12 protein-coding genes and 1 tRNA gene are annotated in these 15946 nt (G+C 47.8%); 3 read left to right on the forward strand and 10 right to left on the reverse strand.

The annotated features are described in order from the left end of the window. Positions 1-420 precede the first annotated feature (420 nt). Positions 421-2196, reverse strand: a complete 1776-nt coding sequence (locus tag NKU06_RS01185; protein WP_254731737.1) for an acyl-CoA dehydrogenase C-terminal domain-containing protein — start codon at positions 2194-2196, stop codon at positions 421-423. Between the two features lie 142 nt (positions 2197-2338). Beyond that, positions 2339-4171, reverse strand: coding sequence for an acyl-CoA dehydrogenase C-terminal domain-containing protein (locus tag NKU06_RS01190; RefSeq protein WP_254731739.1), 1833 nt, complete (start codon positions 4169-4171; stop codon positions 2339-2341). Between the two features lie 167 nt (positions 4172-4338). On the opposite strand from NKU06_RS01190, the gene NKU06_RS01195 reads away from it, so the two are divergent. Next, on the forward strand, positions 4339-4785 hold the full coding sequence (locus tag NKU06_RS01195) for a hypothetical protein (protein ID WP_253223999.1): 447 nt from the start codon (positions 4339-4341) through the stop codon (positions 4783-4785). A 52-nt stretch (positions 4786-4837) separates the two neighbouring features. Here NKU06_RS01195 and purU read toward each other — a convergent pair whose 3' ends face one another. The 3 genes from purU to NKU06_RS01210 form a co-directional block, all read right to left on the reverse strand. Further along, positions 4838-5713 (reverse strand): formyltetrahydrofolate deformylase, encoded by an 876-nt coding sequence (purU, locus tag NKU06_RS01200; protein ID WP_254731741.1) that lies wholly within the window; start codon positions 5711-5713, stop codon positions 4838-4840. A 111-nt stretch (positions 5714-5824) separates the two neighbouring features. Continuing rightward, positions 5825-6619, reverse strand: coding sequence for an ABC transporter ATP-binding protein (locus NKU06_RS01205; RefSeq protein WP_254731743.1), 795 nt, complete (start codon positions 6617-6619; stop codon positions 5825-5827). A 10-nt stretch (positions 6620-6629) separates the two neighbouring features. Next, the gene (locus NKU06_RS01210) at positions 6630-7523 is read right to left on the reverse strand and encodes an ABC transporter permease (protein WP_254731745.1); all 894 of its coding nucleotides are present in this window, start codon (positions 7521-7523) and stop codon (positions 6630-6632) included. 81 nt (positions 7524-7604) lie between these two features. Here NKU06_RS01210 and NKU06_RS11530 point away from each other — a divergent pair, with 81 nt between their 5' ends. Next, positions 7605-7727, forward strand: coding sequence for a hypothetical protein (locus tag NKU06_RS11530; protein ID WP_256521276.1), 123 nt, complete (start codon positions 7605-7607; stop codon positions 7725-7727). Positions 7728-7744: 17 nt separating this feature from the next. Here the strand turns inward: NKU06_RS11530 and NKU06_RS01215 are convergent, their stop codons facing one another. The 4 genes from NKU06_RS01215 to NKU06_RS01230 all read right to left on the reverse strand — a co-directional run bounded on the left by NKU06_RS01215 (position 7745) and on the right by NKU06_RS01230 (position 12289). Beyond that, positions 7745-8746: an ABC transporter substrate-binding protein gene (locus NKU06_RS01215; RefSeq protein ID WP_371923521.1), complete on the reverse strand. Its 1002-nt coding sequence runs from the start codon at positions 8744-8746 to the stop codon at positions 7745-7747. 413 nt (positions 8747-9159) lie between these two features. Next, positions 9160-9236: transfer RNA gene (locus NKU06_RS01220), tRNA-Ile, on the reverse strand. Positions 9237-9328: 92 nt separating this feature from the next. Beyond that, complete coding sequence (locus NKU06_RS01225) at positions 9329-9514, reverse strand: hypothetical protein (RefSeq protein WP_254731747.1); 186 nt, start codon at positions 9512-9514, stop codon at positions 9329-9331. A gap of 159 nt (positions 9515-9673) precedes the next feature. Beyond that, positions 9674-12289 carry a heavy metal translocating P-type ATPase gene (locus tag NKU06_RS01230; protein ID WP_254731749.1) on the reverse strand — a complete coding sequence of 872 codons (2616 nt, stop codon included), beginning with the start codon at positions 12287-12289 and terminating at the stop codon, positions 9674-9676. Positions 12290-12482: 193 nt separating this feature from the next. On the opposite strand from NKU06_RS01230, the gene mrcB reads away from it, so the two are divergent. Further along, positions 12483-14900, forward strand: coding sequence for a penicillin-binding protein 1B (gene mrcB, locus NKU06_RS01235; protein ID WP_254731751.1), 2418 nt, complete (start codon positions 12483-12485; stop codon positions 14898-14900). Between the two features lie 87 nt (positions 14901-14987). Here the strand turns inward: mrcB and NKU06_RS01240 are convergent, their stop codons facing one another. Beyond that, positions 14988-15830: an arylamine N-acetyltransferase gene (locus NKU06_RS01240; protein ID WP_254731753.1), complete on the reverse strand. Its 843-nt coding sequence runs from the start codon at positions 15828-15830 to the stop codon at positions 14988-14990. Positions 15831-15946: the final 116 nt, after the last annotated feature.

Below are 15946 nucleotides of genomic sequence, written 5' to 3' on the forward strand. Positions count from 1 at the left end.
CCAAATTTCAGAGCAGGATTTACCACAGAATTTTGTATCGAAATCTTTTGCTTTTTGCATTTTTATGATAAATGTTATGCAGGGATTTTAAAGTAAAAATGCTTGGGAATTACATATACTTGTGGGTTATTTAAGTTTGAATTGATAAAAAATTTAAAATACCTATAGGGCGTGCCGCACGCACCCTCAAAATACCTAATGCGTCAAATCTCCAAAAGATTTTTTGCAAAAATTCATTATAAAAATCAAATCGTTATAATAAATTGGTGCGGATGCTGCACACTACGCATTAGGTTTTTAATCAAAATGAGTGTTGATGAGATGGGTTTATACAATATCAATGAACAATATTCCAAGACAATCCACCCAAAAAAATAAGCTTGGTGATCACTCACCAAGCTTATTTTTCACAGCGATAATTTACGCAAAAAACCCAGCATCAAACGCCATGATACTGCTTGATCCTGCCGCTGCCATCTTAGCGTGCGCATCTAAGCTTGGCAGACTGCGCGCGACGAAATAGTCGGCAAGTTTGCGTTTATTTTCATAAAACTCGCCTGCCTTACCTTCGCACGCGTTGATGATCAATAGATACATATAGCCATAGCACAGATAGCCAACCGCGTGCAGATAATCGACCGCGCTTGCGTTGATGGCATTGGCATCGTCTTTGCTGGCAGCGATCAGCTTGGCGGTCAGTTCGCGCACGGCTTGCACCGATGATTTGACATTTGCCACGATGGCGTGCGATGAAGCACTTGCACCAGCCGCAGCATCAATCTCATCTAAGAATGCCGACATCGCCACACCGCCATCTTTAACGACCTTACGACCCAACAAATCCAGCGATTGAATGCCGTTCGTGCCTTCATAGATCTGTGAGATACGCGTATCGCGGACGATCTGCTCCATGCCCCATTCTTTGATATAGCCGTGTCCGCCGAATACCTGCTGACAGTCGATCGCTGCGGCGAATGATTTGTCAGTGACGAATGCTTTGACAATCGGCGTCAGTAGCGCGACTTTGGCATTGGCTGCTTTTGCTGCGGCGGTATCATCGCTGTATTTAGCGGTGTCAAGATTTTGTGCCACATACATCGCAAAGGTACGCGCCGCGACGCTGTTGGTCTTGGCATTCAGCAGCATACGGCGCACATCGGCAAAGTGAATGATCGGATCGGCTACTTTATCAGCATTGACCACGCCACTGTCCGCACGACCTTGCAGGCGATCTTGGGCATAGCGCGCGGCATTTTGGTAAGCCAGTACACTTGCGCCAAGCCCTTGTAAGCCCATGGTCACGCGCTCATAGTTCATCATCACAAACATCGCAGCAAGGCCTGTATTCTCCGCACCGACCAGATAGCCTTTTGCACCGTCAAAATTCATCACGCAAGTGGCTGATGCTTTGATGCCCATCTTATGCTCGATGCTGCCTGCTTGCACGGCATTGCGCTCGCCTAGGCTACCATCATCATTGACCATGAATTTTGGCACGATAAACAGCGAAATACCCTTTGAGCCAGCTGGCGCGTCAGGCGTCTTAGCAAGCACCAAGTGAATGATATTTTCTGCCAAATCATGCTCGCCACCGGTGATAAAAATCTTCGTACCCGTGATGGCATAGCTACCGTCATCATTCGGTACAGCGCGCGTCTTGATGATGCCAAGATCCGTGCCTGCGTGCGCTTCGGTCAAGCACATCGTCCCTGCCCATTGCCCTGCGTACATTTTCTCAAGGTATTTGGTTTTTTGTTCATCGCTAGCAGCAGCCAGTAAGCAGATACTGGCACCGACGGTGAGATTTGGATACAAGGCAAAAGATTGGTTGGTGGCAAAAAGCATCTCTTCGGTCAGCATCGTGACCATCTTTGGCATGCCTTGACCGCCGAAATTCGGATCACCGCCAAGTCCGATCCAGCCCGCTTCGGCATACTGCGCGAATGCTTGTCTGAAACCTGCTGGCGTTGCCACTTTGCCATCGCCTAGGTATTTTGCCCCTTCTTCATCGCCCGATTGATTGATCGGCAGCAGCACTTCACTGGCAAATTTCGCCATCTCATCTAGAATCATATCAACCGTTTCTTCATCGACATGGCTGAGCTTTTCGTTATTTTGCCAAAATTTCGGCGCATCAAACACTTCTTTTAGTGTAAAACGCATTTCATCCAAGGGAGCGGTATAGGTCAATGACATGATAATTTCCTTATAGTCGGTTTTTAAGTAATTCAAAATAACAGCATGATTGCACCGTTTAAAACAAAGCTAGAGATCAAGCCGCAGATGATATAAATCCAAGAAACGATCTATTGCTTCAAATGGCGCAATCATAGTAATTTTAATACACAAATTGCTCAATATCCATCGCCATCAAGGTCTCTTCGCCGCTGTTGATGCGTGCGACATGGACGGCGGTGCGTGGTAAGAGCTTGGTGAAATAAAACTGCGCGGTCTTGATCTTGGCATCATAAAATCCATAATCACCGTGCAATGATTTATCACTGTCAAGATCTGCATCATACTCATCAAGCTTCACTTGCGCGACGACCGCCATGCGCGCCCACAGATAAGCAAGGGTCACATAGCCTGAGAAATACAGATAATCGACTGCGGCAGCACCGATGGCGTCTGGGTTTTGTGTGCCTTGTAAGCCGATGCGTGCGGTGATGTCACCCCACTGTTTATTCAGTTTGGCAAGTGGGCGGATGAATTGACCAAGTGCGTCATTTTCTTCATGCTCTTTACAGAATTTATGAATGATCTTGGTGAAATTGGCAAGCATACGCCCTTGCGAACCCATCACTTTACGACCCAACAAATCCAGCGACTGAATCTCTGTCGTGCCTTCGTACAAGCAAGCGATGCGCGTATCGCGGACATTTTGCTCCATGCCCCATTCGCTGATAAAGCCGTGGCCGCCATAGACTTGCACACCGTGGTTCGCTGATTCAAAGCCTGTCTCGGTCAAGAACGCTTTAGCAATCGGTGTCAATAACGACAGCATATCATCGGCAAATTTCACATCCACACCATCGACGCCTGTACCCTTATGCACGATGTCGGCATATTGTGACAGATAATACACCAGCGCGCGCCCACCTTCGGCAAAGGCTTTGGTGGTCAAAATCATATTGCGCACCGCAGGATGGTGGATGATACGGTCAGCGGCTTTGTCTTTGTCTTTCACACCCGAAATGGCGCGCATCGCGGTACGGTCTTTGGCATAAGTGATTGCCCCTTGGAAAGCAAACTGCGCCGCCGTCAAGCCCTGAATCGCCGTGCCAATACGCGCGACATTCATAAAGGTAAACATACAGTTTAGACCGCGGTTTTCAGGGCCGATCAGATAACCTGTCGCACCGTCGAAATTCATCACACAAGTTGCTGATGCTTTGATACCCATCTTATGCTCGATCGAGCCACAAGTCACGCCATTGCGCGCACCGATTGAACCATCGGCATTGACCAAGAATTTCGGCACGATAAATAGCGAAATACCCTTAGTGCCAGCTGGTGCGTCAGGTAGGCGTGCTAGCACGATGTGGATGATGTTTTCGGTCAAATCATGCTCGCCTGCTGAGATGAAGATTTTTTGTCCTGTGATGGCATAGCTGCCGTCATCATTCGGCATGGCGCGTGTCTTGATGATGCCAAGATCTGAGCCTGCGTGCGCTTCGGTCAGACACATCGTACCCGACCACAGGCCTGTGTTCAGCTTTTCTAGATAAGTGGCTTTTTGTTCATCAGTACCGTGGTGTTCGATGGTGGCGATCGCCCCGTGTGACAGCCCTGGATACATAGAGAATGACCAGTTTGCCGTACCCATCATTTCGCTGACCGCACTTGATAAAGTGGTTGGCAAGCCCATGCCGCCGTATTCAGGCTCGGCGGTCAAGGCAGGAAAGCCCAATTCACAATAGCTTTCATACGCTTGTTTAAAGCCTGTCGGCGTATAGACATTACCATCTTCGAAGCGGCAGCCTTCGATGTCACCCGTACGATTCAATGGCGATAGCACGCTTTGGGCAAAATCCGCCGCCGCTTCTAAGTAACTATTAACCGTCTCGGTATCCAGTTCAGCGTAGGCAGGTAGGCGCGCGTAGTGGCTTTGGCTGTCTAGTAGCTCGTGCATGACGAATTGAATGTCGCGAAGTGGGGCTGTGTATTGCATAGCTTATCCTTAATTATCTTAAAAATTGATAGCCATAAAATAAGCGATACATCCAAATCATGCAAGCCACCCAAAGCGACTGATGGGTCATGTTTTGGGTTTGATTTGTATTTATTTTAAGTATTTGATAAGATAAATCATTCAATCTACCGTATTTTGAACATTTTATGAAAACTTTATCTGACTATCTGTTTAATTTCGCCAATTTGCGGTGCTCGCCATCCAAGCTTGGTGTAGCACCCCATAAGCCAATTTTATTGCTCGCCGTCATTGATTTATTTGAAAAAGAATTAGTCAGCGGTGCTTATATTGAGATTTCATCAGCACTTGAACACGCCTTTAGCTGGCAGTGGGATAATTATGTCAAATCAGCACACCAAAAACGGTTGGCAACACCTTTTTATCATCTAAGCAACGAAGGTTTTTGGACATTGGATACCCATCCAAATTTTGATGAAATAATGAAAAATAAATCAACCATCGGCAGCCTAAATCAGCTCAAAACACTGGTTTATGGTGCTATTTTGGATGATGAATTAGCACGGTTATTATCAGACGATGATAGTCGCACTCGCCTAAAAGACTGTTTAATCCAAACCTATTTTGCCGATTAATCAACAAAAAAAGACTGGAAAACACCCAGTCTTTTGCTTAAAGCAGTTCGGCTCAATCAAACACCACCGTTTTACCGCCATCGATGATGATGCGGTCTTCTAAATGCCATTTCACCGCGCGTGCCAAGACATCGCGCTCAATATCACGACCCAATTCACGCAGATCAGTCACGCTATAGGCATGGCTCACGCGCTCGACACCCTGCTCGATGATCGGACCTTGATCAAGCTCACTTGTCACATAATGCGCGGTCGCACCGATAAGCTTCACGCCTTTTTCGAATGCTTGCTTATAAGGATTTGCACCGACGAATGCAGGCAAGAACGAGTGATGAATATTAATAATCCGCCCCTGCCACTGATCGACAAAGCTCGGGCTTAAAATCTGCATATAGCGCGCAAGCACCAGCAGATCATTATCCTTCATCACTTCATGGATCTTAGCATAAGCATCTTCTTTATTGTCCTTATGCACAGGAATGTGGATGAACTCGATACCAAATGACTCCACCGACGCGCGCAGATCTTCATGATTGGACACCACTTGGGTGATCTGACACGGTAGCGCGCCACGACTGTATCGCCATAGCAGCTCAAGCATGGCATGGTCTTCTTTAGAGACCAAAATACCGACTTTTTTCAGATCTTTTTGGCAATTTAGCTGCCATGTCATCTGATATTTTTCGGCGACATTGGCAGCAAAAGTCACCATCATCGCATCTTTTTTCAGTGCCAAGCCATCCAAATGAAACTCAACGCGCATAAAATACTTGCCACCATAAGCTTCAGTAGTATGTTGATCCAGCGAAATGATATTCGCCCCTTGGTGGTACAAAAAGCCCGATACCGCCTGCACGATACCCGACTGATCTTCACAAGTTACCAATAGGCGCGCAACTTCGCTTTCACAACCTTCACAATTACTCATAATTTTACTCTTCTTGATTGATACTCATAAAAAAGACAACTAAGTATAAGCTTAATTGTCCTTTTTTACAGCAAAGATTTGTTACTATGCTTCAGATTAACCCAAGATAGATTAGCCCAAAATCAAGCTGTCATCTTCAACTTTCTCACCACGCGTTTTTTCAAACATATTCAGCAAATCCTGCACCGTCATGCCGCGGCGATCATCGCCCGAGACATCAAGCACCACTTGACCTTGGTGCAGCATCACTGTGCGCGTGCCATGAGTCAAAGCCTGCTGCATCGAGTGCGTAACCATCATCGTGGTAAGCTTACCTTCACCGACGATTTTATCAGTCAGCTCAAGCACGAACGCGGCAGTTTTTGGGTCAAGTGCGGCGGTATGTTCATCAAGCAATAGGATTTTTGATGGTTGTAAACTTGCCATCAACAAACTCACCGCCTGACGCTGACCACCTGATAACAGACCCATGCGGTCGGTTAAGCGATTTTCTAGTCCCAATTTTAAGATGGCAAGCTTTTCGCGAAATAGCTCACGGTTTTTACTATTTAAAGCACCGCTCAAACCGCGCGCACCGCCACGCTTGAATGCCAATGCCATGTTCTCTTCGATGGTCAAAGCTTCACAAGTGCCTGCCATCGGATCTTGGAATACGCGCGCCACTTGCTTAGCACGCTTATGGGTGTCTTGGCGTGTGACATCCTGACCGTTAATCTTGATCGTGCCGCTATCGACACGCACCGCACCACTAATGGCGTTCAAAAAAGTCGATTTGCCCGCGCCATTCGTACCGATGACAGTGACAAATTCACCATCAGCGATAGACAGCGACAGACCGCGCAAGGCAGGGTTTTCGATCGGCGTACCTGGGTTGAAAGTCAGGCGTAAATCAGTTGCTTGTAACATCACACTCCCCTTATGCCTTTTTTGAGATCAATTTGGCTTTGAACTTCGGCAGCATCAAGACGATGACCACAAGCAAAGCGGTGACAAGATTTAGGTCTTGTGATTTAAAGCCCATGCCGCGCAGCAGCTCACTAGACAGCGCGATTTGGATGAATAAACGATACAAAATCGCACCGATAATCACCGCCAAAGTCATCCAAAAAATCCGCTTGGCAGAAATGACCGCTTCACCGATAATCACCGCAGCCAAACCAATGACAATCGTACCGATACCCATCGAGACATCAGCAAAGCCTTGGGTCTGGACAAATAGCGCACCTGATAGTGCAATCAGACCGTTTGAAATCGCCATACCAAGAATAATCACCCATGGGGTATTGATGCCTTGAGCCTGTGCCATGCGTAGGTTTGAGCCTGTGGCGCGCATCGCAAGACCTGTCTCAGTACTAAAGAACCAGTCCAGGGCAAGCTTAACCAAAACCACCACGCCTGCGACCACCGCCACACGCACCCAAAAGCCATTACCACCATCAATAAACGGCGTAAATACCGTCGGCTGACCAAGCAGCGGTAAGTTTGGCGCATCCATGATGCGAAGGTTCACTGAATATAGCGCGGTCATCATCAAGATACCTGCAAGTAGGTGTAAAATGCCCAATTTGACATGCAGCCACGCGGTCATCATCCCTGCCGCCATACCTGCCATCATACCAAAAATACACGCGACCCAAGGGTTGATACCTGCGACGATCGCCACACCTGCCACAGCACCACCCAAAGGGAAACTGCCGTCAGCGGTCAAATCAGGAAAATCCAAAATACGAAACGAAATCAGCACGCCAAGTGCCATCAGGGCATAAATCAAGCCGCTTTCCAACGCCCCGAATAACGCAATCAAAGTCATGGGCAATACTCGCCATTAGATACAAAATGCCTATTATAACAAAATCCATGTCATGATAGAAACAAAAAAAGAATACAACCAATGCAAAAATCCGCTGATCAGAACTTATCAATTTGGCAGACTATAAAACAAACCCAAGCCATCAACTGCCTTGGGTTTGAGTTTATGCTTGGTATGCCAAACCGACACACCAAGCTGCATTGATCTTAAGTTTTATAAGCTTACTCAACCACTTTGGCAGCACGATCTAGCACAGCCTGTGGCAAGGTTACGCCTTGCTCTTCAGCGTGCTTTTTGCTGACATATAGGTCAAGATTTTGTGAAACATACACAGGGATAGCGTCTGGCTTTTCACCTTTTAGCACTTTACCGATGATCTTGCCTGCTTCTTTGCCAAGATCGGTATAGTTCACACCCAATGCCGCCACAGAACCACGCTCAACAGTACTGGTATCACCTGAAATCAATGGAATCTTCGCTTGTTTTGCCACTTGGTACAAAGCTTCGTACGCATTGACGACATTATTATCCGTCGAAGTATAAATCACATCAACTTTACCCACCAAAGCATTTGCCGCTTGGGTGATGTCGCTTGATTTTGGTGCTGGTGATTCGATGACATTGATGCCAAGCGGTGCTAATTTTTCTTTTAGATTTTTTAGCACGATGGTTGAATTGACTTCACCTGGGCTATAGACATAGCCGACATTTTTGACATTCGGGATCAGTTCGCGAATCAGATCAATTTGTGGCTCGTATGGTAGCAAATCTGATGCACCTGTGATGTTGTTACCTGATTTTTCCATACTAGCAACAAGCTTAGCTTCCACAGGATCGGTCACAGCTGAGAATACCACTGGAATATCCGTCGTCGCTGCTGCCACTGCTTGTGCTGATGGCGTGGCGATGGCGTAGATAAGATCAGGTTTATCCGCGACGAACTGCTTGGCGATCTGACCTGCTGTCGCCATGTTGCCTTGGGCTGATTGGAAAGTTACCTTTAGGTTTTCGCCTTCTTTAAAGCCGTCAGCCGCAAGCTGCTCAAGTGCGCCCGTGCGTGCCGCGTCCAATGCTGGATGCTCAACGATGGCTGTGATAGCAATGGTCTTGCTCTCGGTGCTGGCAGCAGCTGCACTATCAGCAGGCTTATCGCCACCACACGCGGTCAATGCCATCGCTGCAAGGCTTGCCCAAAGGGTTGTTTTCAAAAACTTCATTGTCATCCCAAAACTCCTTAACATAAAAACGGTCGTAAAATCAACGCACAAGCCCTAATTATTGGGGAGATGCGCTTATGTTGGCAGTTTATCACAATCAATTTTGGCGAACAAGCAGTTTTATGGACTTTTTAGCAATTTTTGATGGCTTGGGATGGGTGTGTTAAATTAGGTGTAAATCTGATGGTTTTGGCAAGCAAATCATCAAGTGCGGTTTTCTTATCAATAAGATCGCCGATGTGTTAATTTGCCAAGATTTTTATAAAATTATATTATTAAAATCAGTATCTTATGATAAATTGGTGTGCGGGGGATATACCCTACAGTATTGGTGGTTATTATTATTTTTTGCCTTTCGTAAGCCAAAATAAAAGACTTGCAGCAGTTACTACAAGCCTTTGATTTTTATCAAGAAAATTTGGTAGGCCCAGCAGGGCTCGAACCTGCGACCAAAGGATTATGAGTCCTCTGCTCTAACCGACTGAGCTATAGGCCCAAATTAAGCGCGTATTATACCCAAAGTGCCAAGTTTAGTAAAGCCCAAAAACCATTTAGTGATCACTGCTATTGTGCGAATCTAACTTGATGCTATACATTATCCTTATCCAAATTAGCAAGCACGCGATTTAAGACCGATTGATGAAAATCTTTTGGCATGGGTACGGCTTGATAATCATCCTTTTTCATACGCTCAAGTGTATCGATTAATTTGGCATTGATCATTTCGCGGTAATTTTGCTCAGCCTTTCTTGCCATCGCATGGCTACTTTGCATGGGTGAAAAATCATCATTTTTCAGTGCATATCCCATAAGCCCACTTTGTTGGTTACTCTTAAAATTTTCCAAGATTTAGTATAGCACGCTTTTATGGCGCAATATCAAGGCGTTTAAACATTGATAGCATCCGCTACAATTTATAAACCATTTGGCAAATTACGCCCGCTTAATCCTAAGCGCATTAAGCACCACCGCAAGGCTTGATAAGCTCATACCAATCGCCGCAAGCCACGGCGGTACATAGCCAAACGCCGCAGGCAGCAGCACCGCAGTATTATAAATCAATGCCCAGCGCAGATTTTGGCGGATGATGCGCTGGGATTTGCTTGAGATTTCGATCGCGCGCACGATGGACTGTAGCCGCCCGCCAAGCAGCACGCTATCGCTTGAGACTTGCGCAAGGTCTGCTGCGCCTGCGATGGAAGTTGAGACATTCGCCGCTGCCAAAACAGGCGCATCATTGATGCCATCACCGACCATCAGCACGGTTTTGCCTTGTTCTTGTAAGCGCTTGATATGATTGACTTTATCTTCTGGGGTCAGCCCATAATACGCATCATCAATGCCAAGATCCGCCGCCACTTTGAGCGCATTGGCATTAGGATCGCCCGTGAGCATCAGCGGCGTGATGCCAAGATTTTGAAGATTTTTAATCATCGCCTTAGCATCAGCTCTAAGCGCATCATTAAAATAAAACCGCGCGATAACCTGCCAGTTGCCATCGATATATTGGGATAATAGCACCGACATATTCGCCTGATATTCACCCAGATTTTCGGCAAATTGCCCAAGCGCATCCGCCGTGCCATCAGTCATCTGCCCATCGGTCACAAAGCTGATATGCCCAACACGATGCCACACACCATCAATCACAGCTTCGATGCCGCCTGCCGTATGATGCACTACATCACTCACCGCAGGCAGATGCAGCCCGTGCGCCGCCGTCAGCAGTGCTTTAGCAACAGGATGACGACTGCCAATCTCAAGCGCAGCCGCTCTTGCCAGCACCACTTGCTTTGACAAATCAGTGATGACGGATAATAAATTTGCCTGCCCTGTGGTCAGCGTGCCTGTCTTATCAAACGCCACATGGCTAACACTTGAGAGCGTCTGCACCGTATGACCGCGCGTGGAGAGAAAGCCAAAGCTTGCTAAGCGATTGGTTGCGACCGTCAAGGCAATCGGTGTAGCAAGCGACAAGGCACACGGACAAGTCGCCACCAGTACCGCCACCGTTGCCCATAGCGCTTCGTTTTTGTCAATGAACCACCACACCGCAAAGACCAAGAGCGCAAGCACCAACACACGCGCGACAAACCATCGTGCCATGCGATCGGCATCTTGGGCGATTTTTGGCTTTTCGCTCATCGCGCGATTCATCAAGCGGTCAATCAGCGCAATTTGGCTATTATCCACATCCGCTGTCACAAGCATCACAAATGGCTGAGAGTCATTTTGCGAACCGCCAACCATTTGATCGCCGATATTTTTGACGATCAAATCGCTTTCGCCTGTTAATAAGCTTTGTGATACGGTCGCGGTATTGGACAACAAAATTCCATCAGCAACGATTTGGCTACCAGCATCAATAGCAATGATATCACCGACTTTTACGCTTTGGGCTAGGATTTTATCATCGCTGATATTTTTCGATTGAGAAGATAAATTAATTAGCTTAACTTCATCATCGTGGGCATTTTGCCAATTTTTAATAAATGCTTGATCAAGTTTACCTGCATGAAAAGCAGTGATCAGACTTGGATCATCGGGCAGTTTTTGTACCAAAGTTGGCTCGATGACGACCAAATCTGCCGCCATATTAGATGCTTTTAGCCGTGCGTTTTGTTCGATATAACGCCCCGCCAACAAGAAGAAAATAAACATCGCCACCGAATCAAAATAAGTCTCACCACCGCCAATCAGCGTGGCGTACAGACTGGCAGCAAAGGTCAAAATCAGCGCGATAGAAACAGGCACATCCATGTTAATTTGGCGCGCACGAATGGCATAAAACGCCGACACAAAAAACGGCACAGCTGCATAAAAAAACACAGGAATACTGACAAACAGCGACACATAACGCAGAAAATCCCGATGCTCAATCAGCATACCGCTGTACTCACCAAAGTACATCCCGATCGAGAACATCATCGCCTGCATCGCCCCTAAGGCCGCGATACCAAGACGGATGAGCATTTTTTTGTTTTGTCGCTTGAGCATCGCTTCGTGCGTGTCTTGGCGGTAGGGCTTGGCATCATAGCCGACTGAATGCACCGCCTTTAAAATCTCACTGATCGGCAGCACGCTATCGTCCCAATTGACACGCATCCGCTGCTGAGTTAGGTTCACTTGACAGTCTTTTACCCCATCCATTGCACGCAGCCGCGTCTCGATCAGCCATGTACAGGCAGAGCATTTCAGATTTGCCACCGATAACTCTGCCGTGCTGCCGCCACTTTCGGCATAGACGAACTGCCCCTTGATGTCATCATGGTCATAAGCGGTGAAATTGATGGCATCAGGCAGGCTTGCCGTTGGGCTGATCTCGCGGCGATCTAGGTAATACTGCGACAGACCTGCTTCGACGATGCTTTGGCTTGCAAGCTGACAACCTAGGCAGCACATCGCACGCGGCTTATCAAACACCAGGGTGAAAAACGGCTCTTTGGGCAGCACTTCCCCGCAGTGAAAGCAGCTGCCTTCTGGCGGCAGCACAAGGCTTTGTTCGATGGTGTCGGCAGTATCAAAAGACTGGGCAGAACGGTCGGTCATGGCGTGGTTTTGGTCAAGAAAATCAGGGGTATTATAGCATAAGACACACCTAAAGATGATGGCGCACGGTCACATTCCCACACAAAAATCCTACAATTAAGCAAATGCACACCAAAACTTCTGCGGTTTTTTGCTTGAAAAATCAGCAAATTTCGGCGATAGTATGATTTTTATTTGTTGGGGTGGTGAATCTGTGTCCAAATCTCATCGTGCGATGACGCGCCGTCATGACTCAGGCTTTATTGGGACGATATTAGTCTTGCTGATTTTGGCAGGTATCGCTGCGGTTATGCTGTATGCAGTGTATCTCAACAGCACCGTCGTCTCAAAATTTGAAAGTCGTCGCTGGGACATTCCTGCCACGCTCTACTCACGCCCACTGCAGCTGTATCAAGGCGCAACGCTCAAGCCCAGCGAGCTTGACGCATGGCTAAAACTTTTGCGCTACAGCCAAGGCGCAACCAACAAAACAGGCAGCTACCAAAAATCAGGCAGCGTCTATACCATTCACACACGCGGCTTTGATTATGGCGATCAAGACACCGACACCAAACAGCTGATCGTCGTCACCATCAAAGACGATCAAATCACCAGCCTAAAAAGCACCGTGCCAAGCCCCACAGGCATGGTACGCCTTGAGCCTGTCAAGCTTGGCAGCATCTATCCTGACAGCAATGAAGATCGCCAACTGCTCAAATCTGACCAAATGCCACAGCCTTTGATCGATGCGCTGATCGCCACCGAAGATCGCGGATTCTATCAGCATTATGGTATCTCGGTGCGTGGCATCAGTCGTGCCATCGTCGCCAATGTCACCGGTCAGCCCATGCAAGGCGGCTCGACGATTACCCAGCAGCTTGTTAAGAATTTCTACCTAAACTCTGAGCGCACCTTGAAGCGCAAAGTCAATGAAGCGATCATGGCGATGCTCTTAGAAGCGCGCTATGACAAGCAAGAGATTTTATTGGCTTATTTAAACGAAATTAACCTTGGGCAAAATGGCAATCATTCGGTCAATGGCTTTGGGATTGCGTCACAGTTTTATTTTGATAAACCATTGAGCGAATTAAGCCTAGATCAATACGCGCTGTTGGTCGGTATCGCCAAAGGCCCTAGCTATTACAATCCGCGCAAAAATCCTGATCGCGCGCTTGAACGGCGTAATGTCGTGCTCAAAAATATGCTAAATACAGGCAAAATCGATCAAGCCACTTATGAGAAAAATATCAAAAAACCACTCGGCGTGGTGAAAACCCCAGCGATTGCCAAGCCAAGATTTCCTGATTTTCTCGACGCGGTGCAAAGAGAGCTAAAAGCCTATTATCGTCAAGAAGATCTACAAAATCGCGGACTGCGCATCATCTCAACACTCGATCCAATCGCCCAACAAGCCGCCGACAATGCCATGGCAGAACAGCTGTCCGCCCTGCGTAAAAAAGGCAACGCCACCAAAAACCTGCAAGGCGCATTGGTCAGTGCCAATCCGCGCACAGGTGAGCTTGTGGCTTTGGTCGGGTCGGGTGCAGAATTTACAGGGTTTAACCGCGCCATCGATGCCAAACGCCAAGTCGGTTCACTGCTTAAGCCTGTGATTTATCTGACTGCCCTACAGTCTGGGCGTTATAATCTAACTACCCCTGTCAATGACAGCCAAGTCACCTACCAAGTCGGTGGCAGCACTTGGACACCGAAAAATTATGGCGGCGTCTCGCACGGCAGCACGCCATTATTGAGTGCGCTTGCCAACTCGTACAACCAAGCAGCGGTGAATGTCGGCATCGAATTTGGCATGAATGCCTTTAAGGCGCAGATGGCGAACTTGTCGATCACCACTGAGATTCCGCCCTATCCATCGGTGATGCTTGGCGCAATCGATCTATCCCCCATGCAGATGCTTGGGATGTATCAAATCTTTGCCAATGGCGGCGCTTACACGCCGATCCACACAGTACGCAGTGTGATCGATGATAAAAGCCGCGTGCTACAGCGCAGCCAAGTACAACACCAGTTCCGCGCACCACCACAAGCGGTATATCTGCTGAACCGCGGACTACAAGAAGTCGTGCGCTCAGGCACTGCCAAAGCCGCCAATAGCATCAATGGCAATCTGGGCTTGGCAGGTAAAACAGGTACAACCAACGATGCGCGCGATGCGTGGTTCGCTGGCTACAGCGGTAATTATGTCAGCGTCGTCTGGGTCGGTCGTGATGATAATAAACCGATCGGTCTGACAGGCGGTACGGGCGCGCTGCCGATTTGGACAGCGTATATGAAACGCCTAAGTCTAAGCCCTGTCGCACTCTCACAGCCTGCGGGTGTCAGCTGGCAGTGGATGGATGGCACAACAGGCGTGATGTCGAATCAATACTGTGCAGGCGCGATGTGGCTGCCGATTATCGATACCTATCGCCCAAGTCAGATGAGTGCGTGCGCCGCCGACATTATCTATCAGGCGCAAATACAAGCGCAAATGCAGTCACTTGGCGATAATCTCGTGGATATGGGCGGTTACTATATCGAAGGCGAACCATTATACACACCTGAGCCTGAGATTCCGCCAACAGATGACTATATCGAACAAACGATGCCAAATAGCCAAGATGGGTATTGATTGTTACTCATCATGGTGATTGGCTTTAGAAAATTAGCGCTTAAAATTCGCTTAATTTCGCCAAAGCTTAATGATTAATTTAAGCCATCAGCCTGCATGATGCTCTAAAAACTGCGCCAGTACCATCTTTTGGTCATCGATGTGTGCGGTATTGATGCCAAATGTCTGTGTTAATAACTCAAACAGCTCATCGACCGAGCCGATGTCATAGCTTTGGCTTGGCTGTCCGATCTGGTGGCGACGATAGCGAGTATTGAGCAGGCTGTGTCGCACGCCCTGTGGCTCGATGCGTGATACCATCAGCCGTGTGCGAAATGGCGATGATGGATGCGTTGAGACGAACCAATTACCCATCTCAAGCAGCGGCTGATCAGCTGGCGTCAAATCAAAAGCATACAGCATCTGCCATTGTCCCTTTATCTGTACCGACAGCACCCATCGATCCTTAAAAGCTGTGAGCCGATACTCGCCGTGTGGCGTCGTCTGTATGCTGTCAAATTCCAGCTTCAAAGGCGCGGTCGGCACCTGCCCACCAAAGCCCGCATCCACCAGATAAGCCACCCCATCCACCACCACCTTTAATAAAGTATGTGTGCGTGCTTTTGGGGTGGCTGGATTGTTTTCATGCACGATATAGCCTGTCAGCGTCACTGCATCGAAGCCTAGTGCCACGAGTGCTTGACGCAGCAGTTCATTTTGTTCATAGCAATAGCCGCCACGGCGCTCGATCACCAGTTTTTGATAGATGGCGGCAGGGTCGATGTCCACTGTCTCATGCAGTACCGTCGATAGGCTTTGAAAGGGATAACGGCACAGATGCATCAGCTGCAGGCGTGACAGCGTTGTTAAGTTTGCACCATTTTTTTGAATATCTGATGGCGTGATGTCCAGTGTCGTTAGATAATGATCCAGCTGTGATTTAGTTAGCATAGTTACTCCTTGTTTTGTTTCATTTGTCTGATGGGATAATATTCACATCAATTATAACCAGTCATCTACCCATCACTCAAGCACCCACTGCTGCCGCTGTGGTCATTGATATTCAT

The sequence above is a fragment of the Moraxella sp. FZLJ2109 genome (assembly GCF_024296965.1).
GTDB lineage: Bacteria > Pseudomonadota > Gammaproteobacteria > Pseudomonadales > Moraxellaceae > Moraxella.

Excerpts from the sequence above, each read along its gene's own strand:
- NKU06_RS01195 (WP_253223999.1), top strand. The coding sequence starts at position 4,339 with ATGAAAACTTTATCTGACTATCTGTTTAATTTCGCCAATTTGCGGTGC.
- NKU06_RS01215 (WP_371923521.1), bottom strand. The coding sequence starts at position 8,746 with ATGACAATGAAGTTTTTGAAAACAACCCTTTGGGCAAGCCTTGCAGCG.
- NKU06_RS01240 (WP_254731753.1), bottom strand. The coding sequence starts at position 15,830 with ATGCTAACTAAATCACAGCTGGATCATTATCTAACGACACTGGACATC.
- NKU06_RS01210 (WP_254731745.1), bottom strand. The coding sequence starts at position 7,523 with ATGACTTTGATTGCGTTATTCGGGGCGTTGGAAAGCGGCTTGATTTAT.
- NKU06_RS01230 (WP_254731749.1), bottom strand. The coding sequence starts at position 12,289 with ATGACCGACCGTTCTGCCCAGTCTTTTGATACTGCCGACACCATCGAA.
- NKU06_RS01190 (WP_254731739.1), bottom strand. The coding sequence starts at position 4,171 with ATGCAATACACAGCCCCACTTCGCGACATTCAATTCGTCATGCACGAG.
- NKU06_RS01205 (WP_254731743.1), bottom strand. The coding sequence starts at position 6,619 with ATGTTACAAGCAACTGATTTACGCCTGACTTTCAACCCAGGTACGCCG.
- NKU06_RS01225 (WP_254731747.1), bottom strand. The coding sequence starts at position 9,514 with ATGCAAAGTAGCCATGCGATGGCAAGAAAGGCTGAGCAAAATTACCGC.
- purU (WP_254731741.1), bottom strand. The coding sequence starts at position 5,713 with ATGAGTAATTGTGAAGGTTGTGAAAGCGAAGTTGCGCGCCTATTGGTA.
- NKU06_RS01185 (WP_254731737.1), bottom strand. The coding sequence starts at position 2,196 with ATGTCATTGACCTATACCGCTCCCTTGGATGAAATGCGTTTTACACTA.
- NKU06_RS11530 (WP_256521276.1), top strand. The coding sequence starts at position 7,605 with ATGCAAAAATCCGCTGATCAGAACTTATCAATTTGGCAGACTATAAAA.